The sequence below is a fragment of the Moritella sp. 28 genome (genome assembly GCF_018219435.1).
Taxonomy (GTDB): Bacteria; Pseudomonadota; Gammaproteobacteria; order Enterobacterales; family Moritellaceae; genus Moritella.
Genome location: NZ_CP056121.1, coordinates 1,987,450 through 2,013,392, shown reverse-complemented (window position 1 = coordinate 2,013,392; position 25,943 = coordinate 1,987,450). Strand labels below are relative to the sequence as shown.

Sequence of the window (25,943 nt, the reverse complement as noted above, 5' to 3'; positions counted from 1 at the left end):
TGATGAATTATATGACTTAGTAGCGTTTTCACTACCAACAATTAAAGAAAGGAGTAGAGCGTGCTTAAAGTGAGTATTATAGGGTTAGGAAGCCTTGGTGGCTTTATTGCAGCCCGATTATCATCTTTACCGGACATTCAAATCCAATGGGTCTACCGTACCTATTCTCTTAGGAAAGATAAGCAGGTTCTTCTTACTTCTAGTTCGATGTCCGAACCACTCGTTGGTTACGCCGATACCATCTCTTACAACTTGGAAGATGTTTTCGGTGAAATCGTCTTTATTACTACCAAAGCGTACGATAACAGCACTTTGCTTGAACAAACGAAAACGTGGAAACACAAAACGATTGTTCTACTTCAAAATGGTATTGGCGAAGATGAAAAATTAGCTCAAGGCCTCGCCCCAAACAACGCAATCGTCAGCGCTATCACCCACTTGAAGGCCAGCTACACTACAAGCCCTTATCAAGTGACTTTGCACAATCAATTAATAGATTGTATCTACGCCGTTTATCAAGGTCAGCCGAGTTCTTATTTAGATTATTTATTAAATAATATCTTTAATGATGTTGAGCGAGAATCAAGTAGTTACCATGTGAGGCTACCCAAATTATTGATCAGCTTTGCCGCAAACGCCGCGTCTTTCCTCTATGATTCGGATATGCGAGGCTTAGCCACTAACCCGAAATGTCGCGAGTTAATGCTAGAAATTGAGCAGGAGTTCTTACCACTTTTCAATGCCCTTAACCTCCCTGCACCTACATTCCCCATCTATAAGCTTATCTCACTACTTGACGCACCATTGTATGAGAATGCGTACTTCAGCATGAAAGAAGATTCCGACAACGGCAGGCAAGTAGAGTTTGAGGAGATTTTCAAAGCGTCTCAAAAACTCGCTAATCAGTACAATGTGCCGTTCATTCTAGGTCACCAAGTTTGCCAGCATATCAACAATATATTGCAAGGCGAAAACTTGTCATAGCATAGCTCTTTTCGCCGCAGTCGATGTCCCCTAGTTTTTTTGTTAGCTTTCGTTCTCAGATTTATGTTTTAGCTCTATATTAAACGGGAATGCTGTGTGAAAACGACTTATTTCAATGCTGTTTCCGTAGCGATTCCATTCTATCTGTAAATTTATGATCCCACTTCCACTTACTCCAAAGTTACCATAGCTCAATACAGCCCTCAGAAAATCATTATAACCTCGATTTTTATTGGGTTCTGGCCAAAACTTGACGTAACGGTATTGTTTTACATTTCGTGAAACTTCACCTAAATCCATAGATTTCAAAATCACCGGATTTGATTTTTCATTGATACTAACAATGAACAGATATTCATTAGCTCCCCAACTTGTTGGTGATAATCCCTCAGTCCAGAAAACAAGCTCAGGTTTACCATCAAAATCTAAATCAATCCAATGAATTGCGGACTCGTTAATATTCTTTGATATATTATCTAAACGAGGGAGGACTTCTTGTTGATAATATTCTTGAAAATCAACTTTAGTGTTTGATAATTCTTCTTTACTAAGTTTAACCTTAACATAAATCTCATTTTGCAATAGCTTTATGATTTCTCTTCCATTTTCAACATCATATTCTGTACTCGCAGAAGCACCATGCGAACAAAGAACAAATATGGAAGATACCAATAGGAAAAATACTTTCTTAAACATTACCTACTCCATGAAAGTGCTGATTGATTTTACGTTTTTGAAACATATTATTTGTATAACAGGACTTTCGATTCCCCAAATTAATTTATTTAGTCTTGTAAGTTATATACAAGACTAAATATGAAACTGATTATATTGATATTAATTTCAGACCACAAGATAAACCTGACTGCCTTTTGGCAAGTCGAGACTGGGTTAAGTGCCGTATTGATAAGTTTATAAGGGGACCTATCAATATAATTTTAAATGGTTTATTAATCCATTTAGCCACTATAAATAGCTGTGTTATAGGAGATCATTAGAAATAATAACTTTTAAAGATTTGTTCAACTCTGAGCCAAATGACAGGATATACCGAAGGTAAAATGCATCAATGTTTAGGATGGAAGTCTTGGATTGGTACACACTTCAATATTATCAGGTGTTGAAGTGTGTACCAAATTAAGACTTACTCAATACGAGTGATAAAGTCGTATTTATCAGAGTCTGCTCTAGTCATCCAGTGCGCGCCTATAGCAGGAGCAGAGTCTAAAGTAAAGATATAAAAATCAACCCCTTTATCTCCCATCACCTTATTAAAATAGGTCGCTTGCTTACGATGACTTTCGTTGGTGTACGGGAATTCTTTAGCTGTTTTACCGTCCTCCGCCCAACTATGCACACCCACTTGCTTATTAAGCTCAATGGCTTTATTGGTATCTGAACGTTGCAAAATTCGTGGGTTACCGGCTGCGAACAGATCCGTGCCTCCAGAGAAAACTGAACCCGTTGAGGTTACGATCGTCGTCATCTTGTTGCTATTGATCATAAGTCCGGTGTACATGTTGATCCCATCATCACCACTGCCGCCGACAAAGTTGTTAAACTTCAAGGTCATTTTACTGCCTAGATTTGAATTCACGATATCAGAAAGCTGGAAATAGGTTGACGCACCAAGAGTCGAAGGCATTTCAACACCAGGGTTCGCATCACGATAAAAATAGCTAAAAGCAAAGGAAGTGGTGATCGTTACTTTGTTGCCATTTTTGGCTTCACTTAAAATAGTATTACCAATAGCGGTAACGTATTCCGACATGTCATTATTATATTCAAGGCTGACGGAGAGATTTTTATCAATCGTCGTCGTAGCAATGAGTGTGGTATCATTAGAAATGGAGCGTATATTAGCATCACAATTAAACTTATCCAGAATCTTGCTTTCGGCGTAAATAATACAATTCTTATTATCCACTGCACCAGGAAGATAAAGGTCAACGTTTTTTAAACCTGAATTATCCGTAAGCCTAATTAATTTTTCAGAATCAGTAACTTCTTCAGAAAACTTAATTTTATCATACCGCACCCCATTATAAGTGAGCGCCATTGCGTGATCTTGGATATCTTGTCGCTCCCGCTTCACTTCATCAAGCTTATCCGGTGAAAATACGTAATCAGCCTTCGGTTTAACTGGCGTTGCTGGCGGGTTAACTGGCTTTGTTGGGGGGTTAACTGGCTTTGTTGGCGGCTTAACTGGAGCTGTTGAAGATGAATCTGATCCGCACCCAGAAAGGACGGTGGCAAGTAAAGCTACAGTTGTTATTTTTTTCATATTAAATCTCATTCATTAACAAAGTTATTAGAAAGATTAAAACAAAAAATAACGGTAAACAAAATGGTTAATTTGTAAGCGTTTGTTTATTTCATCATAGCTTGTTGAGATTAAAGATAAGGTAGTCCTATAATAATATTGGCAATGTTTCAGCTAAGTTAATACCAACAACAACACCGACTATTGCTGTAATTACGCCTGATATTAAAATGATTCGAAATAAAGATGTTATTTGCATTTCACGTCCTTGTTAAGTCCTAATAATGATTAATGAACTAAATATGCAACTGATTATATTACTATTTTCATTTATCTAAAGAGAATGGCAACCCTTTAGTGGTAAACTGTGATACAACCGTGAAATAGACGAATAACACAACATAAAAACGATGCGTTAAATTGAAATTTGTTTTAGATTCACATTGAAATAGATATTCACCAAGATGGTTCGAAATCATCTTGGTGATATGTGGGTTATTTAAAGGGGAAAATAGTAAGAAATACGGCTTAACATGGGTATAGAATTACTTTAATAAACATTCAGGGTCATCAAATAAGAAACTTGCTATTTCCATTAGCGTTTTTCGAGGGTTACTTGATGTAGTCCCAGTTTTTATCAAATAATTTAAGTATGCAGTAAATGATGCAGTAGAGGCTTTACTTTTATCACCGGGAGTAAAAAACAATTGACCAAACTTAAACACAGGCTTATAGCCAAATAATTTCAACCCTAGTAATTCTCGAGCAAATACACGAGGGACATTATATTTATAATCCCAAATATCTCCAATGTAACACTGGAAATAACATTTCCATTTATCTTTATCACTCATTTTATTCCTAATACTTGGATTGATGGTGATGCTAAATTGGTTATATCTAGATTCTGCAAGATGGAAATCCTGCAAACCTGTCACCCCACCTAAAATAAAGCAATCATTAAGAATAGGATTCCAATTTTTATCACTTAATACACTTCCTGTACTAACCATGGAATTGCTATTTATTAAAGGTGTCTGTTTTCGTAGTTCGCATCTTTTTTCTATAAGTCGCGAAACTAATGCGAGTTCTTCTTTTTCTTGCACACCTCCATGTGAACTAAGACCAAAGTTGAAAAGTAATGCTTCATCCTTTCTAATTTGAGTACCACCCAATAACAAGAAACCAAGTGAACTTTTCTTTGCATTTTTATATAGCCACCAAGAATTTAAAATATTATCAGATTGAGTCCAATCCCATGAAACCCATGAATGGTGTGCAATATAGCTAGGCGCGAGCTGTGTAATTTCTTCAAAGAATCGATTCAGATTATACATAGGTATTAACTCTTATATGTTATTAAACTTGTTTTGGGGACTTTTGTTACAGTTTATACAGATCTAATTGAATTAATTGTAATGAAAAGTAAGGAATGTCGTATTCTGCTGATTTCGCATCGATTATATTCTCAACTCTATTCCCGTGATCAATGAAGGTACTTGGCTTCTGACTGATAAATATACGCAACAACCGTATATTAGCTAAAATCTTTATTACCGTTACTTAAATTAGAGCAACGTTATGCGCGATATTATCTTTGTATTCGCGTAGCGCCATAAGATAATATTTCACCTCGAAATAAAAACCCTCCAATAAGGGGTAAACCGTTACAAAAAATTACAAATTAAATATTTTTTTCACAACTCACTTTTGTTTTAATAATTAATTATTATTATTTGTTATTTGTTATTTATTATTTATTATTTATTATTTATTATTTGGTTATATTTATAAATGAGTTAGACCTTAGCACTATTTCATGATTCTAATTATCCAAAGAGGCTTACATGTGTTTCAATATCTATGCATCATTAGTTTTTGTTATCCTCGTAATACCTCTCCGTATAACGCATGCTAGGTGAAATCTAACGAACGACTATTAACAAACCCGGTCATCCTTATTCACATAGTCACTTTTACAATAAGATACGTATCAATTAGGATGTGCGCCCCTTTTACTTACTGGATTACCACATGAAATATTTATTATCTGCCTTTGCAATTTCGATTGTTACATTATTAACAGGGTGCGGGGGAAGTGACGATTATGACTTACCGCCTCCAACCCCGACCCCAAAAGCACTCGAAGCATCGTCTGGTGGCTACGTGGCTGTAGGTGATAGTAATGAACATAGAAGCGTAGATTTGTCCATATACAACACTAAAACTGAATGTTGTAAGTTCGGAATGTTCACTTTGAAGGATTTAAATGGCAAAACTAGATTTTTTACTACCCGACATATTTACTCTGAATATCCAGAAATAAGGTTTGAAGAAAATATTTTCAGCCCCCCTTCTAGTTACATGGATTACGAATTTATTGATAATGGTAATAAACTAAAACTTACAATTAAAGAGCTAGATAAGTCCCTAGTAGATCTAGGGTTAAAGGTAGGTCAATCAATACAACTTAAACGAATTAGTCAGCATGAAGACTTCAGCGTATTAGAAAAGTTAGCTTTCTATTCAAAAGATAACAAATATGATTTAGAGCTAATTAAAAACAAAGACGGCACCGCCAAAATACAAGGAAATCAAACAGATTTAGGCTGTAAAATAGAAGGAACATTAAACTCAACAGATGCAAGTGAAGACGTAGGTTCATTTCGAGTTTCATCGCTTGATGGGAAATACAGGGATCTCTATACTGAGAATAACCTAAGGTTTTCTGGCTGCTCAGATTCGGATAACGATGGAATGTACTTAGCTGCGATATACACTTATGATAGAAACGGTTCACAACGGATAAAACTATTGATATCTAAACGTAATGTTAAGGATGCTATCAGTGTTGAATTGACGGCTAATTAAGTTGTTTTTTACGTAATGATACAGTTAGCATAATAGTTGAAATTCATACTCAGATTCACTGACTTTACTAGATGATGTCTCGTGACTTACAGCAAGATCAAAAGGATTGATGGAGGAGACAACAAAGAATGACGAAGGTAACAACTGTTACATAGTCATGAAACTTAAAAATGTTGATTTGCCGAACACCAATCTTCTTAATTGTTAGGAGGGTCTGTTTGGTTCCTGGGGATAACGTCAAATCCATGGTTGCTCTTTTATGCTAACGCCCAATTAACAGGCAAAAATTGTTGATTAAAATAAGCTACGAAGGACCAAAACCAACAGTTCTTTGTCCTTGTTTAATTTCTTGTTATATTTCACAGTACTCGGACTTAATTAAGCCAAAGCATTTAAGATCATGAAACTGATTTTTCCAGTAACCACTTTGACGCCTAATACCTTCCTCTTTGAATCCAACCTTTAGAAGAAGTGATTCTGATGCGGAGTTACCCGGAACAGTATCGCCTTGTATACGATTAAGTTTGCCGCAAGATAACTCACCTAAAAATGCAGCTTTTACTATTCGATGAACTGCTTCAGTGGTAAGCCCCATCCCCCAATATTTTGGTAGTAAATCATATCCAAGAACAGCATTCTTCATTTTGTGGTCCCAAGTATTAAAGCCACAAGTACCAATAAGTTCATTTGTTTCTTTCAGGCGAATAGCCCAACGAATTCCAGAGTTTTCTTTAAAGCGAGAGTTAAAGAGTTCTATTAAGTTGCTAGCTTGTGAAATATTAGTGAAAGCTTCCAAATTATAATATTCGACAACGGAACTGTCAGAGAACAACTCAAATAAGCTATTTGAATCTTCTTTAGATAATTCATCTAACCTTAAGCAATTTGTCTCTAAAACTGGAAATGACAACCTGAATCCTCCGTGAAATATAACATTTGTATAACAGGACTCTCGATTTCCCAAATTCATTCACCTCAATAAAAGTAGATTAATCAATTGAAAAATAAGATTATACTTCAAATTTATTAATTACATGTTTATGGGAAAACGAGCCGTCCTGTAAATTATTTATTTAGTCTTGTAAGTTATATACAAGACTAGCTATGCAACTGATTATATTGACATTAATTTTAGACTACAAGATAAACCTGACTGCCTTTTGGCAAATCGAGACTGCGTTCACCAAAATACAAATAACACTGTATAAAATCACTCTGTTTAGCCATAAGATTTAATCTCACTCACCCCCAGGAGGAGTTCAAATCCAATGGTGGAATAACCCCCACTTCTTGAGTTTTCCTTATAACTGGCCTAAAATAAACACTGTATATAACAACAGTGTTTATTTATGAATATAATTCCAATCTCTGCAAGTGCTGGTATCACTGGTTTTGAAAGTCCTGCAGCTGAATATAGCCAGCTTACATGTACCTTAGACGAAATTCTTATCGAGCACCCTAGCTCCACTTTTATTGGTAAAGCCTGTGGTGATTCAATGGAAGGTGTTGGTATTTTTGATGGTGACTTATTGATTGTTGATAGGCATGTTACGCCCAGGCTAGCGTAATAAACCCATTGTGGCTTTGCCTAATAATGACGGGTGTATCGCTGCCGCAAACAGACAAAAGAAGCCGGTGGGACTGAATAATGCGTTAGACCTTGCAGAATGCCCTAACGGGTTTAGCGCGCAAAGAGTTCTCGTATTGAAGTTGAACGCACAATATGAGAACTCAGTACCCGACAACAAGCCCTAAGTCAGCATGCTGGCATTAGCACGTCAACAATGGCATATTGACACTCAATCTCCATGACAATACCCAGTATTAGCGCACCGAAAGTTAATGAGCTGACATGGAGCCGATTATTAATCCTCAAAGGTTAGAAGGAACAAAATTCGGTAGTTGTTCTTCTGTCAATGCGCTGTTGTTTGCAAAGTCCCAGACGCGGCGGACCCAACTAACATCCCATCCTGTTAGGTCTCCTGAAAATGAATGAGCTTCGTAAAACATTTGTTGCATAAGGCCGACCCTAGAGGTGTCCCAGTCGCCGATGTCTTGATTAAAGACGACTGCACGCCTAAACATGGCGTCCATCCTGTTGACACTAGAGGTGTCCCAGCTGCCAATATCTTGATTAAAGACGGCATCAGTAAACATCCCACTCATAGATCTGACACTCGAGGTATCCCAGTCGCCAATATATTGATTAAAGGCGCTAGGCATACTTTCATGACCCGAAAACATCCAACTCATGTCGGTGACACTAGAAGTATCCCAGCTGCCTATGTCTTGGTTAAAGACGCCCTCAGTAAACATCCAACTCATGTCAGTGACACTCGAGGTGTCCCAGCTGCCAATGTCCTGATTAAAGGCGCTAGGCATACTTTCATGACCCGCAAACATCGAGCTCATATCGGTGACATTCGAAGTATCCCAACCGCCTATGTCTTGATTAAAGACACTAGACATACTTTTATGACCCGCAAACATCGAGCTCATATCGGTGACATTCGAAGTGTCCCAACCGCCTATGTCTTGATTAAAGACGCCCTCAAAAAACATCCCGCTCATATCAGTGACACTCGAGGTGTCCCACCTGCCAATGTCCTGATTAAAGGCGGCATAACTAAACATCCCACTCATAGAGATTACATTCGAGGTGTCCCAGTCGCCAATGTCTTGATTAAAGGCGTCGGCATCAGTAAACATCCAACTCATATCAGTGACACTCAAGGTGTCCCAGCTGCCAATATCTTGGTTAAAAGTGACGGCATCAGTAAACATCCAACTCATGTCGGTGACACTCGAGGTGTCCCAGTCCCCAATATCTTGATTAAAATCGTGGTTATTTCTAAACAGCCAGCTCATATCTGTCACACACCCCGTTTCAAAGGTGACTAGCCCATCCAGTAACAAATCTAAGGCAAGCCAGTTACGTATCGTCGCGTCGTCCACGACTAACTCTGGGGTATCTGATGGCGGATTACTGTACCAATCGTGGTCTATGTCAGTGTATGGCTTTCCTTTACAGGTTAACCTCTTAAAAGACTCACTAAACCGAACGTTATAAGCACAGTCTTTCGTTATTTTCTCCGTCGTATAAGTCACCACTTCCCCAGCTACTGCCCCGATTTTATCTGGCGTAACCTTACACAAGACATCGTCACTGGTGGAAACCTGCTGTATCAAAAAGCCTGCATTGGGCGTGACAATGAATTTCAATACTTCATTTTTTTCGACATTGCTTACGACTTTCGTACCAGCCTCTTCTGTGTTTGGTAGTATTTTAACCTTACCACTCATGTTATGGTTTATTGTAACTTTGTGCATCTTCATGAAGGTGGCGCTAATCGCGCAGTCGCTATCAATCGCGTCCGTTTGGTACTTAGTGGCAGTCATAGAGTCATAGGAGGTCTCATCGATTGGATGCACCACGCACTCACCGGATAAACTGCTCACCTTATCAATCCTAAATCCTGCATCAGGGGTCACAGTAAAATCAAACGTCTCACCTTCTGACACCTGCCCCTCATTTGGCGTGGCAGAGCCGCCCACCTCAGGCTGTACCATAATGGTATGAAGGTTATTATCCGGTACAATAATGACGTGAATCCCATCATCCTGTACATCCTGTACATCCTCAGTTCCATTACCAGAATGACATCCAGCTAACAGTCCTATCGCTAAGTAGGAGTAAAAGAAGAAAGCTATCTTCTTTGAATTTAACATCTTTATTGACCTTATTTTGTGTATTGATATTGAGGGGGTGATCAGTATCTTTGATACATACGGAACAGTACCAACGCTAACACATAACCATAAGTGAGTAGTAGTGCGTAGTTGTTTATATTGGATTTAAATAACAGTTTTCGAAATTAAAAAATCAATCTATTGATTAATACCTGTTTCATGTGTAACAGCTCTTATAAAAACTGCAGTGATTTTAAGCTGATTAATTTAATGCGTTAACCAGCCTTAAAAATTACCCCTTCCCCGATATCACCCTTGCTAACACTCCACTATAAACCCCTAAACAAAACAGCTTTAAAACCACTATTTATCAAAAGGTTAACTTAACCCCCTGCTATTCATACTGTAACAGAGCACGCTAAACCCAGCTCTCAAATCAACAAAATACTAATATATTCTAATTTACATTTTAAAGGCGCGCTTGTAGATTAAATAACTCAGGGATATATAACCGACAATTTAACCTATTTAAAATCAATAGTTTAAACCAAGTAATTTAATCCATGGCGACAAAGTGGCGATGGTTTGTATTACCATCCAAATCAGCCTGTACTTCCCTGCCGGACTGCCACGCCGACTTCGGTATTTTCCGTGAACTCATGAACAACGGTATTAGCAATCGCGTCCGCTAATATCGTTGTCAGGACATATTCACCAGAAGTAACAATACCCCCTTTATCATTCCGAGTTTAGGGTTATTAATCCTTATTAATGACTACGCCAAGGTCAAATGAATATGCGATCTCAGGCTCCTTCAATTTCTGTAATTTAATTTTATATTCATGGCGCGGCAGCGCAGTGCAGTGCAGTGCATAAATTGAAACGAAGGACTGCTATTCCGGTAAATAGCCTTGTTAAATAACCTTCACACGCATGAGCTTCGATGGCTTACTTTCAACAAAATTATTCCATATATGTTCGTAAAGTAATTTTTGGCCAGGAAATTCCGCGAGTTCAATAGCTTCACTTAACAAGCACCATTTATATTCAGTATGTTCATGATTAATGATAATCGTTTGATTTGGCTTACAATAGACGACAAAAACAGGGATCATTTCTATTGTATTAAGGCTGCTTTCATAGAATTGCTCTAGGTATTGTCCATTATATAATTCAGTAACCTTAATCTCAGTTTCTTCTCTAAACTCTCGAATTATGGTTTGCCAGCCTTTTTCATCGGGTTCAATGCTTCCAGCAACATGACACCAAAAGCAACCCTTAGACCTTTTCATCAAAAGCATTTTTGTTTGCCCATCAATAACAGACAAAGCGACGCCTGAGACAACAGCACTTCTAATTGGGATCATTTCCATTCCTCATATTATCCTGAAGGTCATTTAACGTCGCATTAAGGTGTGAGCAACGCTGCCACCTAACCCACCGTAAACACGAAACCCAACCTTGAACTGAAAATGCCAAGCGTTGGGAATCACCCTTAAATGCTATGCTATGTTATATTTTGTTTTCTACATAGCTTGGGACATCAACTTTTTGCCAATCTTGCGAAAAGTGATGATCAAATGCATAAGCTAGTTTCTCGAGCGGTGCTTCATTGTAACCGACACTTTGAACTTCAGATATGTAACGTTCCAAAAAGCCAATAGCGCCAAGAGACTTCCATTGGGCAACATGCACCAATTCATGAAAGTGTAAACGTAAATTTTGAGCGACACTCGGCACTATATAATAAGTGTTTTTATATGTAATACCTTGAAGTTCCATATCAAGAAAGTCGCCTAAACCAGCTTGGCGCAGTTCTGGAAAATCTGGCTTTGGAATACTATCAACGATTACAAAGTATGAATTAGATAGAAACTCTTCAGAGTAAAAACCAGCGAAATCTCGCGTAAATAACGCACAACTTTGTCGTTGATTAGAAAACCTTTCATTTGTTAAATCAATCCATTCTTCGATTCTATTTAGCATGATGAACTCCAATAAAATATAACGCCGCGCTCTGCGGAAAATTTTCCGACAGCAGCCCCTTGTTATAAGCCAATATACGCAAATGCTTCGTTTTGTTTTTTAAAGTTCATAATTGACTGATTATGTTCGATTTTATCACCAACTAAAACAAAGTTTACACCAAGTTCTTTACAAGCTTTCAAATCCCAACTTCCATCACCAAAATATGTGAATGATAAACGAGTGTCCTTAACTGCTCTTTTTTCAGCAATTTTCATAATCTCGATTCTTGAGTGATGATCATTAGCAGAAGCAATTGGAATGTTTGAAATATCAATACCAGCAGACTCCAATTTTAAAATAGCACTTTCATACCAACCACCAGTAGCAAACGAAATTGCAACATTCTGCAACTCTTTTAAACTGGTGATAAATGCAGCAGCACCAACTATTTCACTAATTGGCTTCTTTGCAATTCGAGTTTGTATTTTATTTAAGAAAACACTCTTAATGCTTTCATGTGCAATTTCGGTATTTTCAATGTTCGTTTCTTTAAAAAACTGATTAAGGATTCCAGTGTCCGTTACGTGTTTATAGCGAGACCAGTTGGTATCAATCTCATATCCAGTAACTTCCTTAACTGCTTCGGTAAAGCACTCAGAATCAAAATCATATGATTCGATAAGCGTTCCATCAATATCAAACATTACGTGATTCACAGTGCAGATTCCTTTGGCTTATAACGCCTAATTAACAGGCAAAAAATTGTTGGCTAAAATAAGTGACGAAGGAGCAAAAGCCAACTGTTTTTTGTCCTTGTTTAATTTCTTGTTATATGGGTTACTTGATACTCACATATTCTCTAGCTTGTGTTGTAAAAACGATAATACTACTATGTTCTCTAGCCTGAAGGGTTTTGCGTAACTCTTTATGCCTATACGTTGCCATAAATGCTACCTGAACAAATTTATCTTCGGTTTCAGGAATTGCGGAAAGATACACCAACTTAATTTTTGAATTTGGTGAAATTAACATTTCATCCACATCACCGTAGCTAAGCATAGCGTTGTCTATGAAAGCTTCATACCTTTGTTTAGATACAATCGTTGAATTCATTGTTTTGTTATCAGTAAAGTCAATTGTACTTAAACTTAATGATGGACTCTTAAACTCCACCCACACAGAATTATTACCTTTATTTTGTAGAGTTACTTCAGATTTCACATAATTACCCTCATTGCTGTTAATTAATTCTACTTTGATAGTAGATTCAACAATAGGCTTAGGATTAATATTTTCACTTTCCGTAACTGAGAAGGAATAAAACGCCCACACACCAGCTAAAACAATTGAAAAACATAATAAATATTCCTTAATAGTCTCCCCGATTAATTTAATTTGAATCAAACTCATATTCGAATGCCCATATAACGCCCGGCTCACCGAGTAAATTTTTGATGGCGGCTTTTGTGCGTATTTTTGCACAAAAGGTGACAGCGGAAATTTGTCCGGTGCAGCCGCTTGTTAACTGCTTTATGCCCCTGACTCAAATCGCTCATTGAACTCTATACCAATATCAGACTGAACAGAAAGCGGATAGATTGATTTGACTCCAAGAGCAATACAGAGCTCCTTTTCATCACTGAAATCCGAATCTGTCAGATTTATAACAAACTGCTCTTCATTGACATAAATAGTTACCGAGTTAACAGTGTTTTCCATTACAAATAAAGTGGAAAAAACTTCAATTGTGCCATTCACCGTTGCCCTGGCTTTGTACAAAGTAAATTCATACGGAGAAGGCTTCTCGAAGTTTACATATGGAATCAAATAACTATCAGAATACTCAATTCTCTTTAGTTCGCTTTGCACCTCTTCCCGATCAAAGCCATCCTCAACCATTCGATTCTCATCCTCAGGCTCATAATATTCAGCCCATACAGGGTGCTGCTTAAATAAGGCTGGAGATTTCTTTTCACAATGCACGAGTTCTAGTTTCATACTTTTACAGTTAACATTTGTATAACAGGACTCTCGATTCCCCAAATTCATTGACCTCAATAAAAGTAGATTAATCAATTAAAAAATAAGATTATACTTCAAATTTATTAATTACATGTTTATGGGAAAACGAGCTATCCTGTAAATTATTTCTTTAGTCTTGTAAGTTATATACAAGACTAGCTATGCAACTGATTATATTGATATTAATTTTAGACTACAAGATAAACCTGACTGCCTTTTGGCAAATCGAGACTGTGTTCACCAAAATACAAATAACACTGTATAAAATCACCCTGTCTAGCCGTTTTCTTAGTGCATAAATATAATCAACTCAGTTGGTAATTTTTGCATGGTAAAATATGTTAAGCCTTTGGATTAGTACTCAACCAAGGTGATTTGGGTAAATTGCAATTTGTCGCCTCATTAAATCAGAAGGGTTTGTCACTTAGTGTCAAAAGGTGTCACAACTTTGACATTAACGATCTTTAAATGATCGTCGCGATCCTTCACTGGCAAGGCTTTAGCTATAGTAGCGTGTCCATCGCCGTGTCCAAAACGTGAAAAAATTGCGAAAACGCGGTAGGCGAAGAGGAGTGAGTTTACCGGTAGTTTAGCCATAAGATTTAATCTCACTCTCCCCCAGGAGGAGTTCAAATTAAATGGTGGAATAAACCTCACTTCTTGAGTTTTCCTTATAACTGGCCTAAAATAAATGCTGTATATAACAACAGTGTTTATTTATGAATATAATTCCAATCTCTGCAAGTGCTGGTATCACTGGTTTTGAAAGTCCTGCAGCTGAATATAGCCAGCTTAGATGTACCTTAGACGAAATTCTTATCGAGCACCCTAGCTCCACTTTCATTGGTAAAGCCTGTGGTGATTCAATGGAAGGTGTTGGTATTTTTGATGGTGACTTATTGATTGTTGATAGGCATGTTACGCCCAGACAGCACGATGTTGTTGTTGCTAATTTAAATGGGGAGTTCGTTTGTAAGTTACTTGATGTTCGCCAACGTATGTTAGTGTCTGCAAATGATAAAGTTAAGCCTGTCTTCATTAACGATTTAGATTCATTTAGCATTGAAGGGGTTGTTATACGCTCTATTCGTTGCCATCGCCCTAGTTATCTATTGGATGATAATTAGTGTTTGCCCTCGTTGATGCCAATTCATTCTATTGCAGCGCAGAGCAAGTGTTTCGCCCGGATTGGCGTAATAAACCGATTGTAGTTTTGTCTAATAATGACGGATGTATCGTGGCCGCAAACAGACAAGCAAAAGAAGCCGGTGTTCCAAAGTTTAAGCCTTATTTCCAGATCAAAAACTTATGTGAAAAAAAAGGCGTTATTGCGCTCTCTTCTAACTACGAGCTTTATTCAGACCTCTCGGCAAAGATGATGCAAGTCATTGGTCGTTTTGCGCCTGAACAGCATATCTATAGTATCGATGAGTCTTTCTTGTCATTTAAAAAAACTTATCCCGCAATACCTTGCCTTCGAACCCATGGTGCTAAGATCCGGCGTGCAGTATGGAAAGAATGCCGATTGCCTGTATGTGTCGGAATTGGCCCGACCCTGACTCTTGCTAAAATAGCTAACCAGGCAGCAAAGAAATTACATCACTATAATGGCGTTTGCGTACTCGACAATGACGCAGAACGATTAAAGGTACTTGCAGCGATGAGTATCAGTGATGTTTGGGGTATTGGTCGCAAGCTATCAAAAATCATGACAGTGATGGGACTGAATAACGCATTAGACCTTGCTGAATACCCTGCGGGTTTAGCACGCAAAGAGTTCAATATTGAAGTTGAACGCATAATACGAGAACTCAATGGGCTACCTTGTAAAAATTGGGATACAGCCAGGGCTGATAAAAAACAAATTTACTCTACACGCAGTGTCGGCGAACGCATTACAGAACTCAGTACACTACAACAAGCGCTAAGCCAGCATGCTGGCATTGCATCGCTAAAAGCACGTAAGCAACATTCATTGTGTAAAGTAATGTTGTGCTTTGCGGCAAGCTCACCGTTTGATGACAAACCCGCGAGTTACCGCGCTATTCATCATTTCCCATACCCGACTGCAGATGTGGATCAAATAACGAAAGCTGCAACCCGATTAGCAAAAGAGCTGTTCCATAAAGATGTAAGGTATTACAAGATAGGTATCGGCCTGATCGATTTAGTTGATGGTACCCATGAACAAAAAGATTTGTTCAACTATGATCAAAATAACGAAGACCTGATGCAGGTGTTCGATAAGCTCAATCAGAGATATGGCAATAATACCGTATTTTTAGGCGCCCAAGGCACAGAACAAAAATGGGCCATGCGTCGTAAAATGCTTACACCACAATATACAACCAACTGGCAGGATATACCGAAGGTAAAGTGCTGAACGCTCTTCGTCATCTCAGTCAGTAAATAATGATTTTATCTAGGCTATGTTGAAGAATCTGAGTTGAAAAGAAGTAGACAAAGTCCCTTGCTGTTCCACGGCTTAGCGTTATTGCACGAATCAAGTTCTGGACATAAACGAGTCAGTGAAGTTACTAATTTAGCGACCATTATACCTAATCTCTTAATTCTCTGATCAACTTCACGATATCATGCAGGATGTCAGCTGGGTTAATTACACTGCCGGTGAACCCTCGCTAAATTGGTGGGATAATTATGAGCCTAATGCCATAATACATTTTACATTCAAAGGAAGGAGCAAAGAAGCTTGGCGGAACTAATAAATAATTCAGGGCGAAGTATTCCTACTTCTGACAGTACCGGGCGTATCTTAAACCTAATGTCTGTTTCTGTTCCTATGCAAACTAGCCATGTGTATCAAGCTGCCACTGACTATAAATTGGTTGATGGTAAGCTGGAAAACTTCAAAGACTCCACTGATTATGACGTTATTGTTGATGGCAGAAGATACCCACCAAAAGCTATATTTGGATTAGCACTATCGAGCTTGCTTGACGCTGACATTCTGCCAAAACACTTTGCCGGGGGTAAAAGCAGCGATTGCTTTAAAGTATTCAAAAATCTTGGTTTCGATACGATAGCAAAAGAAAATATTGAACCGAGAACAAAGCGTCAAGACGAGTCCTTTGAGTTTTCAAAATTTGTTGTTGGTGCTTCTTACACTAAGTTAGATGCCTTTAAATTTGGTGGGGTTAGAGTACCTAATCAAGCTCGCGACATACCTGGACCAAGTCGATTCAAAAACTGTGTGGTGCTGTTTGTTACTCTAGATAAAGAAAGTAAAGAAGACCAGCACAAGTATGAGGATATGTTTCACCTAGGTGGAATCATGTTTAACTGGGAGTCCCAGAATCATAATACACCTAAGACTCCTCATATGCAGATGATTTTCAATGGCGAGCCAGTTGTACTTTTTGCTCGTTTGCATGAAAAAATTAAAAGTAAGTCACAACCATTTGTCTACGTTGGTCAGTTGGGTTACGTTAAATATAGCTACCCTGTGGACAGTAAAGATATACCCGTCAAGGTGGTATTTGAGGTTTCGGACTTTCAGGATCCTCCATCTAACTCATTAGCGGATTTATACCATTGGAAGCCTGGTTTAAACTTTGATACCAATCCCCAGCTTGATGTATCAAGCGTCGTTCTTACTGAAGCAAGTGCTCCTAAGTCTTCTATGAGACCAAAGACCCAGAAAGGTAAACCCCAAAAAAAAATCAAAGGAAAAGTGAACTGGGCTGAAAGAGATGAGCGTAATCGTAATTTAGGTTTAGCTGGCGAAAAGCTAGTAATCCAATTCGAGAAACAGAAGCTCATCGACCTCGGGCTACCCGAGCTAGCTGATAAAGTGGAGCATATTGCTTTGAATTATCCTAGTGCGGGATACGATATTTATTCTTTTGACAGGCATGGTATTGAGAAATTCATCGAAGTTAAAACAACTGAACAGTCGAAAGGCACAGCCTTTTTCATCTCTAGAAACGAGGTTGAAGTATCTAGAGATCTTAGGGAACAGTATTGGGTGTATCGTGTCTATGGATTAAAATCCAAAGTAGAAAGTGTGAGCTTCTATTCAATCAATGGTCCTGTTGAAGACCACTTCGATTTAACTCCTGAAAGCTATAAAGCCAGACTCAAATGACCTAGTTAATTTGGACACCTAACTAGGGAATTATCAGTATCCTCCACTTTTAATTACCCCCATACCCTTCGCTACATGAGGAGAAATAGACCTGTACGTGATTTCATGAGTAGGTAATTGAAAGTAAGCTAAATCCCTTGATGTTCACACGCTTAACATTCTTGAGCTAAGCCATCGTTGGACAAAACATTGTTAGAGTTATCGTACTAGCGGATGGTAATACTCATTATATTTTGTAGGGGAAGTGAAGGGTTCTAGCAGACTCCCCCCACTCTCACTAACCATAACGTACTGTATGCGCAGTTGGGTTATATATTGGATTCTTATCTTGTGGCCAAATTAGCTATGCCACTACACTAATATTTTTAAAGTTTATCTGATTTTGCATGAGATTTTGCTTCAATAACAATATCTAAATAAAATCGCGCTCTGGAAATCGCAACATAAAGGTTTGTATCCAACCTATCTCTTGAGCTTGGCACAAAAACAATAACAGCATCAGACTCTAAGCCTTTAAAGGATGCAATATCGTATAAAGGTATCTCTATTTCTTTATTTGAAACGTCATAATAAGGTTTTATAATCGCTTCATTTAGGCTTGGTAATAATTTTTCCCACGAACCAAATTTAAAAAAATCTAAAAAATTATCCAAATTGATTTTTTTTGTTATTTCTTGATAAAAACTTTTTCTATTCTCATTAATAATTGTATGGCTAGTTGATCTTTTTTCTACTAAGTAGTTGGATGAGTTAACTAAATATAGTTTATTACCATTTGATCTCCACTTTAGCTGGTCTATATTGGAGCTGGAAATGTTAAAGGGATATGTAACTGTGCGCATAAACTCAGCAACATTTTTGATGTCTTCATTATTTGGATGTGGCTCTCTACTGAAGTTTGGAACTTTCAATGATTTTAATGTTAAAAGATGGGCCTCTAGTTGTTCTTCCTTGAATGATTTTGAAATCTCTATTTCACAAGCTTTATTTTTTTGTTTTTTCCCTGTTTTTTCTTCAACTACACATTGAGAAACATAATTTTTAGTTAGTCTTAAAATTTTATTTAGATAAGTACTTACTGCTTCATACCATTCCCATGGTGGCACTTCTTTAATTGTAAAGTTAGCTAATTTGCTATTACAAAGTTCTGATGTTTCGGTTGTTAAAATAATTAGATTGTCTTTTCCTAATTTATCTATACAACTACTTACACTATTTGATAATTGTGGTAATAACTCACTTGAACTTTTTCTATTTTCAATGTAAATACCTTTATCTTTTAAAAATGCAGAAGCATTAGGAGCATTAGGATAAAATTTTCGTACTACATCATATATATTTCCAGAATTTCGGCAGTTCTTTGTTAGTAACAATGGTTTTTCATTAATAGGGTAGTTACTTACCCTTGGCATAAGAGATTGATTATCATCAGATAAAATGTAAAATATGTTCGCTGAATTATCTTTAAATGCTGATTGTATGAGATCCCACCAATCATCATTAAAGTCTTGCCCCTCATCAACAATAATTGCATCATATATTTTTTTAACACCTTCTAAAGCCTCGATAATTTCTTCTTCTGTAGGCTCTAAATAATGCGACCAATTTTTTTCATTTTCTATAAGTTTATGATAGTTTTCCCGAGACTTATAAACCCATTCATTAAAATAATAAATATCAATATTAGATTCTTTTAATAGTATTTTAAAATATTCTGATAGTAAGGGGCTATTGCAGACTAATAAAGTTTTTAGTCCTGCTTTATCTAATCTAAGTGCTTTTTCTGCAGCAATAAGGGTTTTTCCTGAGCCTGCGCAACCATGAATAATCGCCTGATTATTACCTCTAAGTGACTGAATGACATTGAACTGATCTTCCGTTAATTTATTAATTATTTTACCAATAGATAATGCCTGCTGAATTAAGTCTGGTGAAAATTTGTCACTAGACATATCATTATTATTTAGCTCAATAAAAATGATAGGTAATAATTCTTCAATTAACGCCTTGTAAGATATATCATTTTCATCGTTGGGCTTGACAATGTTGACATGCCCTTTAAGTGGCAACATATTCCAAGATTTATCTTCAGAAGAGTGTTTTGCGCTATCACTATTAACTACTTTGTCTTCAACACCACCGTAATAGACTACAGGCACATGAGCTGGGATATCTAATAATTCCCAACTTTCATTTAGAGTTTTTAGAAAGTCTGACTTTTTACATAATTGTTTAACGTGGCGATGTCTAAAGGAGATGAGTTTTGAGATTGTAGCTAAACTAGCGCCATTATTTGGAGACGCATACATAACTAATTTTTCAATTTTAGGACCTTCTTGCTTGTTTTTAATTCGCTCGACTAAATATTTCCTAGCAATAAGCCCCCCTAAGCTATGCGTTACTAATATTATGGATGATAGACTCTGGCATTCTATATTTATCCAAGTTTTAAGGCTCTCTGAGATGTCTTCAATTGAAGGGGATTTACGACTAAATATAGGAAATCTAACAAGACTTGTGGGAAAGGAAAAAAACTTGATAGATATTGTGTCAATAAATCGAGAGTCATTCATCAATAAACGTGGAAAGTTACCCCATGTATCTTCTTCATCTCCTCCCAGTCCATGTATAAATACAACACCTAACATTTCTATAATCCTTTTATATAAGTTGAACTAAATTAAAATAAAATAAAATAAAATAAAATAAAAACATGATATTAAAGCAAATTTTAGTTTTAGTATATTTTTAGAGTAAAATGATTCTAAGATAATTTAAAAACAAGGTGTCTATAACAAATCAAGCATCCTTCATAGCTTGAGCGAATTGTAGTGGTACGGTGAATTAGGTCACTTGATAAGAGGTTAAATATCCACATTAACCATGAATGAGTTATTACTCTAACTGACTTTGGGACGAATCTAGCTTAGATTATCGACATCCCTACCATATCACCCGCCAGAAAATTAGCAGCCACGACTCCCAAATCATTTAACAACAGCTTTCACCTTGGCAAGTATATACCGCCACCACACCACTGTATAAAAACACAGTTAAATGCTGTATAATTTACACACCTGTTTGTTAACTAAGTGGATGTTTTATGCGAGTACTTTGCTCTGAGTGTGGTGATAAAAGCCGCATACAAAAAACGAATCGAATTTCGATTGAATACACAGATTTATATTGCAGCTGTACTAATCCAGAATGCGGCCATTCATTTGTAATGAACCTAAGCTTTAGTCACACATTAAGCCCGTCTGCAAAAAGCTCAGGTAAGCTGGCCTTTGAAATGCTTAAATCACTCGATCCCAGTCTGCAGAAAGAACTTAAGCAGAAGCTTTCAATGTTGTAATAGCAAAACTGGGTTATGAGGGTTTGCTATTACACATCTAAAATTGTTCACCTGGTCTAATCAATCGACTTATCTAAACGCTCGGTATTACAAGCACCATTCAAAACACCCATACGTCTAACCATTTCATTCATGCGCCCTGTCATTTGATTCATATCCCGCACAAGGTTTCTTGCCGCTTCAGAATCGATTAGCGACTTACCCTCTACATTCATCGTCTGCAGAGTTGTTCCATTACTATCAACAGTAATGAGATATCGCGTGATATGAGGGTCATCATTTAACTCTGTCACAATGCCACTTGTATCAAGTACCTGGTCATCTTTATTTTCTAATATTCGGCGCTGGAATATCTTGCTCAGACTCCAATTAAACTTAACTTTTCTCATATCTACCCATCTCCATAACTGTCATTCTATGTTGGAATTTATTAATAATATTCTTCAATTACCACACAACTGAACAGCCTATTTATGGCCTATTCAGTCATCTGATGTTTGCTATTCGTGTCATCGTCTTTCTGCTGAATACAACTTTAACGTGAACGCTAAAATCAATAATATGGGCTGCGGTTTTATAGGGCTGAATTACCATTTAGCAAGTACGACAGCATTAATGCTAACGCGTTAACTCGGCGCTTCTTCACCCGTGTCGTTCTGTATCAATGTTAATAAATACACGACGACTTCCTCGTTATTTTTAACCGTATCTTGCGCCGATGCATCAATGACAAAGTTCTCAGCATCTATTTGTAACTCTTTCATAATCCAGTCCTTAAAATAAAATAACTGGATAAGATTACAGTGGTTTTATTTACTTGTATATGTGAAAAAAGCACATTCCAAAAATGGATTATATAACGATAGCAGTAACCACTTTTAACCAGCACTAACCCCAATCCCAGTTTTCCCAATCTTCCCAACCAGGCACAAATTCTTGATTATTATCCACCTTGAGCGTTGGCGTATTCCAACCCTCCCAAATATTAAGTTCCTTAGGCCTCATCTCGACAAGTTCTGGCGGATGATATTTGCTGTCAGCGTAATACCCTCGCCTAAATTTCATAATTTGGTCTTTATCGAGCCGGATTTGGCCACCTTGCTCCATCGCATTGACCAGGTGATCATCTAAATTGATACCACGACTTTTCAAAAGGGTCTTAATTCCAGTATTTAACCTGTCGCTTTTAGAGGGCGTACAGTTAGTGACAGAACTCCGAGAAGCCCCTTCGGGACTCATTAAACCCTCAGCACCTTCGGTGCTACTGGTGCTCGCTTCACTGTCGAGCAATGCTTGAGACTTACGCTGGATCACCCAGTTGCGAAGTCGAGTCTTAACCGGTGTTTCATTGGTAACTTTAAAGCCTTGGATCTTACTTACGTACTCCCCGTATTCATTACCCATCTCGGTGCCGTCGTAATCATTACGAATGAGCAAGTTTTTACGCTTCACGAATGGGCCACCTTGCGCCATGACATACCCCGCAAAGTCGCCTTTATCCGCACACTTCATTGCTGTGGATGCGCTATCGATGTCTGTTTTTAATTCCACTTTGTATTTGCTGGTGAGCACATCCCAACGCTGTAACGAGTTCATTGCGGCATAGTTTAAACGTGGCCCCTGAAAGTCTAATTTAGGGCCCATAAGGTAAGGGTTTTGGTCTGGGAATAATTCGGTAAATAGACTGTATTGCTGTTTTGCATTGAGCAAGGCTACGTAGCTTTTGAATGTGTTTACGTCGTTGTTGGCATAACGGCGTAATTCTCGATACGTGGTAACCGGTGCCCCGCCAATCGCTTGAAACTGACGAATACGCCAACGACTTGCCCAGGCAGTAACGTGCGCCGCCATTTCTTTTTGGTCGCGCCCTGTCTCGTCATCTTTTTCGTCATCCATGGCATAACCATCAATGTTCTTACTGATGTATTTAGCAATGTAGCCGGTTGCAGAACCCAGTTCAGAATCGATAGCAACAATCTCGCATCGAGTACGCAAGTTCGGCGGCCCTACTGCTATTTCTTTCTTGTTTATGGTCGGGAACAGTTCTTTAAAATCTTCTTGTACTGCGTAATGCGTGAATACCTCACTCGCCCGTTTTACATCATGGGGCTGCATGAACAAGAGTAAATGCCAATGTGGCGTACCGTCGTGATGTGGTTCGACAACTCTAATACCAAATACTGAAATATCATCACGTTTGAATTGAGCGCGGATTTTAGCCCAAACGCTACATAAATAACGCTGTGCATCACGGGGACTGTTACCCATCCAGTGATCGATAAAGCCGCCCTTTTTGCGGGTGTGGTGATACTTGGATGGTGCGGTTAAGGTAAGGAACAGTCCTTCGCAACCCATAGCTTGGGCAATATTCTCGTAACCACGCATCCGAACCATCAGCTCGCAACGGCGAATGGCTGGATTACCCGTGGATTTATAGAACATTTCGGCAAGTGCTATTTCTTCGTCCATGTCTTCATCAAAGACCGACATGCCTTTGATGAAATCACGGTTACGTTGTTTTTGGTTCTTCCATTCGTGCAGACAGTCACGGGAACAGTACGGGCTTGCTGACTTTTGCACTTGGCCTACAGCTATTGCTAGGTGCTCACGCATTATCGAACGCTTGGCTTTTAGTTTACTTTCCCAGGCACGATTGCAGGTTAAGCGTAAAATGCCACATTCTGCTTCTGCAGCTGTTAAGTCAGATTGGGGTTTATCATAAGGTGGTGTGTAGCCAAACTTACGGCTAATTTCACGTAGGCCACAAAAGACCTGGATAATAGACTGATCGTAGTCTTGGGCTTTATCCTGCTCTGCAGCTTGGTCATCGAGTTGTACGGCAAAGAAATCTGCGTACTGTTGGGCTAATACTTTGAGTTCGCTTTTATCCATTTCTGCTAGCAGCTTTTCGCGGAACAAGTCGCCACTGCGGATATAAGAATCACGGTATTTAGCTTGCTGGTTATATTGTGCTAATACCTTTTTTAAACGCGGGTTAATCTTGGCTCCCACCGTTTTTCTTAAGTACTTGTTGGCGTATTGACGGCCATTACGTTTAAAGGCTTTGATATAGCGTTCGGCAAAATAGCGACTAAGGTAATGCGGCATGTCACCAAAGAACTGCTTGCGCCATTGATGGTCTTCGAGATCAGGGTTAGCCTGGAACATCGCGTTTTCGATTAGCGACATTTCAGGTTGTGGGAATTCTTTGCCTAGCGCGGGCATTCTGACTGGCTTACTGCTGCAGTCCTCCGCGCTTTCAATCATTTCTATAATGGTGCTACGGCCAGGTAATGACTTTGCTTTGTCTGCAGCTGACATCAAAACGGGATCTCATCTGCATAGTCATATACGTCATTTTTTTCAACACTAGGTAAATAACCAGGGCCTGCATTCCAGAATGTCTCAATAGCATCATTACTAAGTCTAGAATTACTCCGATGAATATCAGATGCGCTACGAATTACCCGTGGAAAAAATATACCGCAGACACAACTCAACATATCACTAAAATAGTTATCACTAGTTAAATTATCAATGCTATAACACAACGATGTAGCGTCTTCACATCCGGCTCGTCCCAGACGATGAGCGCGATAAAACGTCTTCCAAATTTGATTTGGTGTTACAGTTATATTGATATTGCCTAATGTCTTTTTATATTCAGTAATCCACTCAGCTTTATTATCAGCGGCTTGCTTTAATGCCAAGCGGCGTAGCTCTGAACGTGTTAGTGGTTTTGCGTCAGACTCTGATTTAGTTAAACCAATGGCTTCTTCAACCATTTCCATTGCATCACCTAAATCAACCACATGCTCATTAATGCGGGTATGTGCTGCTTTAATCATATGTTTAACCATGTGGTCATTCGCATCTAATCGTGGGCTCTGGTCAGACCGAGCAGCGTGATAAGCCATATTCCAAAAATCTCGATATGCTTTTGAGCGTGCAACTCTAAGCGCTTCACAATTTTGCTCTATTGCAAATCCTACCGTTATCGTTCTAACGCCATCTTCTTCACAAATACCATTACAAATAAAATTAAATTCATCATCCAAGGTATGTGTTATATAAATACTACTTGCACCAAGACGTTTAAATTCGTTTCTCAACCCTAAGAAATCATTAAACTCTGACTGCCAAATATGGATAAGGGCCGTTCCTTTGCCATTCTCTTCTTCAAATACACAAAGCTCACCAATACAGCCTTTAGACAAATGAACATTAGGAATACCGTTGTTTAGATACTGCTTAACATTTAGGTAAAACTCATCAAAGTTAAACTCTTGTTTTACTTGCATCGCTGCCTTCCTTGTCCGTGTCAATCTTTATAACAGTGGTATGCGCGAGAAATGCCTCTTTCGTTACAACCGCTGTTTTCCAGTCTTTAGCAACAAATGACTCATCATCAATTTCAAAATAAACATTACGGACTAAGCTTTTAAAACCAACCAAAGGCATTAGCCCAGAATCCAAATCTGCTGTATTTCTTGCTAGAATGACCTCTTCAACGGGTGCATCCCAATACCAAACATCACCGTCTGACTCTTGGGTAATACAAGTTGCTTTTTCACACCAACAACTGTCTAAGCGCTTAACGATATCGAGTAGTGTTAAATCGACCGTTGGTGAGTAAACTGTGTTGTCTAAATCAATAAATATGTCTGCCATTTTAAAAATCCTTT

Annotated in this window: 22 protein-coding genes and 1 pseudogene; 7 read left to right on the top strand and 16 right to left on the bottom strand. The window is 38.1% G+C overall.

Annotated features, from left to right (window positions below):
- The first annotated feature begins 60 nt into the window (after positions 1-60).
- Entirely contained in the window at positions 61-984 is a 924-nt protein-coding gene (locus tag HWV02_RS08960) for a ketopantoate reductase family protein (RefSeq protein ID WP_211690241.1), read from the top strand.
- Between the two features lie 42 nt (positions 985-1,026).
- On the opposite strand, the gene HWV02_RS08955 is transcribed toward HWV02_RS08960, so the two are convergent.
- The 3 genes from HWV02_RS08955 to HWV02_RS08945 all read right to left on the bottom strand — a co-directional run bounded on the left by HWV02_RS08955 (position 1,027) and on the right by HWV02_RS08945 (position 4,584).
- Positions 1,027-1,680: a hypothetical protein gene (locus HWV02_RS08955; protein ID WP_211690239.1), complete on the bottom strand. Its 654-nt coding sequence runs from the start codon at positions 1,678-1,680 to the stop codon at positions 1,027-1,029.
- 448 nt (positions 1,681-2,128) lie between these two features.
- Positions 2,129-3,268, bottom strand: a complete 1,140-nt coding sequence (locus HWV02_RS08950; RefSeq protein ID WP_211690237.1) for a hypothetical protein — start codon at positions 3,266-3,268, stop codon at positions 2,129-2,131.
- Between the two features lie 524 nt (positions 3,269-3,792).
- Complete coding sequence (locus tag HWV02_RS08945; protein WP_211674993.1) at positions 3,793-4,584, bottom strand: hypothetical protein; 792 nt, start codon at positions 4,582-4,584, stop codon at positions 3,793-3,795.
- Between the two features lie 697 nt (positions 4,585-5,281).
- Here HWV02_RS08945 and HWV02_RS08940 point away from each other — a divergent pair.
- Positions 5,282-6,118, top strand: a complete 837-nt coding sequence (locus HWV02_RS08940; RefSeq protein ID WP_211690235.1) for a hypothetical protein — start codon at positions 5,282-5,284, stop codon at positions 6,116-6,118.
- A gap of 352 nt (positions 6,119-6,470) precedes the next feature.
- Here the strand turns inward: HWV02_RS08940 and HWV02_RS08935 are convergent, their stop codons facing one another.
- Entirely contained in the window at positions 6,471-7,028 is a 558-nt protein-coding gene (locus HWV02_RS08935) for a GNAT family N-acetyltransferase (protein WP_075478001.1), read from the bottom strand.
- Positions 7,029-7,467: 439 nt separating this feature from the next.
- On the opposite strand from HWV02_RS08935, the pseudogene HWV02_RS22805 reads away from it, so the two are divergent.
- Positions 7,468-7,677: pseudogene (locus tag HWV02_RS22805) on the top strand (S24 family peptidase); the annotation flags it as partial.
- A gap of 313 nt (positions 7,678-7,990) precedes the next feature.
- On the opposite strand, the gene HWV02_RS08925 reads toward HWV02_RS22805, so the two are convergent.
- The 6 genes from HWV02_RS08925 to HWV02_RS08900 form a co-directional block, all read right to left on the bottom strand.
- A complete protein-coding gene (locus HWV02_RS08925; protein ID WP_211690233.1) occupies positions 7,991-9,847 on the bottom strand; it encodes a BspA family leucine-rich repeat surface protein in 1,857 nt (618 codons plus the stop codon).
- An 875-nt stretch (positions 9,848-10,722) separates the two neighbouring features.
- Positions 10,723-11,181, bottom strand: a complete 459-nt coding sequence (locus HWV02_RS08920; RefSeq protein ID WP_255550629.1) for an NUDIX pyrophosphatase — start codon at positions 11,179-11,181, stop codon at positions 10,723-10,725.
- 139 nt (positions 11,182-11,320) lie between these two features.
- Positions 11,321-11,794, bottom strand: a complete 474-nt coding sequence (locus HWV02_RS08915) for a hypothetical protein (protein ID WP_211690231.1) — start codon at positions 11,792-11,794, stop codon at positions 11,321-11,323.
- Positions 11,795-11,856: 62 nt separating this feature from the next.
- Positions 11,857-12,480 carry an HAD family hydrolase gene (locus HWV02_RS08910; RefSeq protein ID WP_211690229.1) on the bottom strand — a complete coding sequence of 208 codons (624 nt, stop codon included), beginning with the start codon at positions 12,478-12,480 and terminating at the stop codon, positions 11,857-11,859.
- 133 nt (positions 12,481-12,613) lie between these two features.
- Positions 12,614-13,186, bottom strand: coding sequence for a hypothetical protein (locus HWV02_RS08905; RefSeq protein WP_211690227.1), 573 nt, complete (start codon positions 13,184-13,186; stop codon positions 12,614-12,616).
- Between the two features lie 120 nt (positions 13,187-13,306).
- Positions 13,307-13,774, bottom strand: a complete 468-nt coding sequence (locus HWV02_RS08900; protein WP_211690225.1) for a hypothetical protein — start codon at positions 13,772-13,774, stop codon at positions 13,307-13,309.
- Positions 13,775-14,517: 743 nt separating this feature from the next.
- On the opposite strand from HWV02_RS08900, the gene HWV02_RS08895 reads away from it, so the two are divergent.
- The 3 genes from HWV02_RS08895 (at position 14,518) to HWV02_RS08885 (ending at position 17,903) form a co-directional block, all read left to right on the top strand.
- The gene (locus tag HWV02_RS08895) at positions 14,518-14,925 is read left to right on the top strand and encodes a LexA family transcriptional regulator (RefSeq protein ID WP_211690224.1); all 408 of its coding nucleotides are present in this window, start codon (positions 14,518-14,520) and stop codon (positions 14,923-14,925) included.
- On the top strand, positions 14,925-16,181 hold the full coding sequence (locus HWV02_RS08890; RefSeq protein ID WP_211690223.1) for a Y-family DNA polymerase: 1,257 nt from the start codon (positions 14,925-14,927) through the stop codon (positions 16,179-16,181). Before HWV02_RS08895 ends, HWV02_RS08890 begins: the two co-directional genes overlap by 1 nt.
- A gap of 327 nt (positions 16,182-16,508) precedes the next feature.
- A complete protein-coding gene (locus tag HWV02_RS08885) occupies positions 16,509-17,903 on the top strand; it encodes a DUF3427 domain-containing protein (RefSeq protein WP_211690222.1) in 1,395 nt (464 codons plus the stop codon).
- 365 nt (positions 17,904-18,268) lie between these two features.
- Here the strand turns inward: HWV02_RS08885 and HWV02_RS08880 are convergent, their stop codons facing one another.
- Positions 18,269-20,551, bottom strand: a complete 2,283-nt coding sequence (locus HWV02_RS08880; protein WP_211690221.1) for a DEAD/DEAH box helicase family protein — start codon at positions 20,549-20,551, stop codon at positions 18,269-18,271.
- A gap of 455 nt (positions 20,552-21,006) precedes the next feature.
- On the opposite strand from HWV02_RS08880, the gene HWV02_RS08875 reads away from it, so the two are divergent.
- Positions 21,007-21,258, top strand: a complete 252-nt coding sequence (locus HWV02_RS08875) for an ogr/Delta-like zinc finger family protein (RefSeq protein ID WP_211671963.1) — start codon at positions 21,007-21,009, stop codon at positions 21,256-21,258.
- Positions 21,259-21,314: 56 nt separating this feature from the next.
- Here the strand turns inward: HWV02_RS08875 and HWV02_RS08870 are convergent, their stop codons facing one another.
- The 5 genes from HWV02_RS08870 to HWV02_RS08850 form a co-directional block, all read right to left on the bottom strand.
- The gene (locus HWV02_RS08870; protein WP_211690220.1) at positions 21,315-21,647 is read right to left on the bottom strand and encodes a hypothetical protein; all 333 of its coding nucleotides are present in this window, start codon (positions 21,645-21,647) and stop codon (positions 21,315-21,317) included.
- A gap of 237 nt (positions 21,648-21,884) precedes the next feature.
- A complete protein-coding gene (locus tag HWV02_RS08865) occupies positions 21,885-22,022 on the bottom strand; it encodes a hypothetical protein (RefSeq protein WP_175545872.1) in 138 nt (45 codons plus the stop codon).
- A gap of 124 nt (positions 22,023-22,146) precedes the next feature.
- The gene (locus HWV02_RS08860; RefSeq protein ID WP_211690219.1) at positions 22,147-24,579 is read right to left on the bottom strand and encodes a replication endonuclease; all 2,433 of its coding nucleotides are present in this window, start codon (positions 24,577-24,579) and stop codon (positions 22,147-22,149) included.
- Complete coding sequence (locus HWV02_RS08855; RefSeq protein WP_211690218.1) at positions 24,579-25,559, bottom strand: hypothetical protein; 981 nt, start codon at positions 25,557-25,559, stop codon at positions 24,579-24,581. The genes HWV02_RS08860 and HWV02_RS08855 overlap by 1 nt, the downstream gene beginning before the upstream one ends.
- The gene (locus tag HWV02_RS08850; protein WP_211690217.1) at positions 25,537-25,929 is read right to left on the bottom strand and encodes a hypothetical protein; all 393 of its coding nucleotides are present in this window, start codon (positions 25,927-25,929) and stop codon (positions 25,537-25,539) included. The genes HWV02_RS08855 and HWV02_RS08850 overlap by 23 nt, the downstream gene beginning before the upstream one ends.
- Between the last annotated feature and the right edge of the window lie 14 nt (positions 25,930-25,943).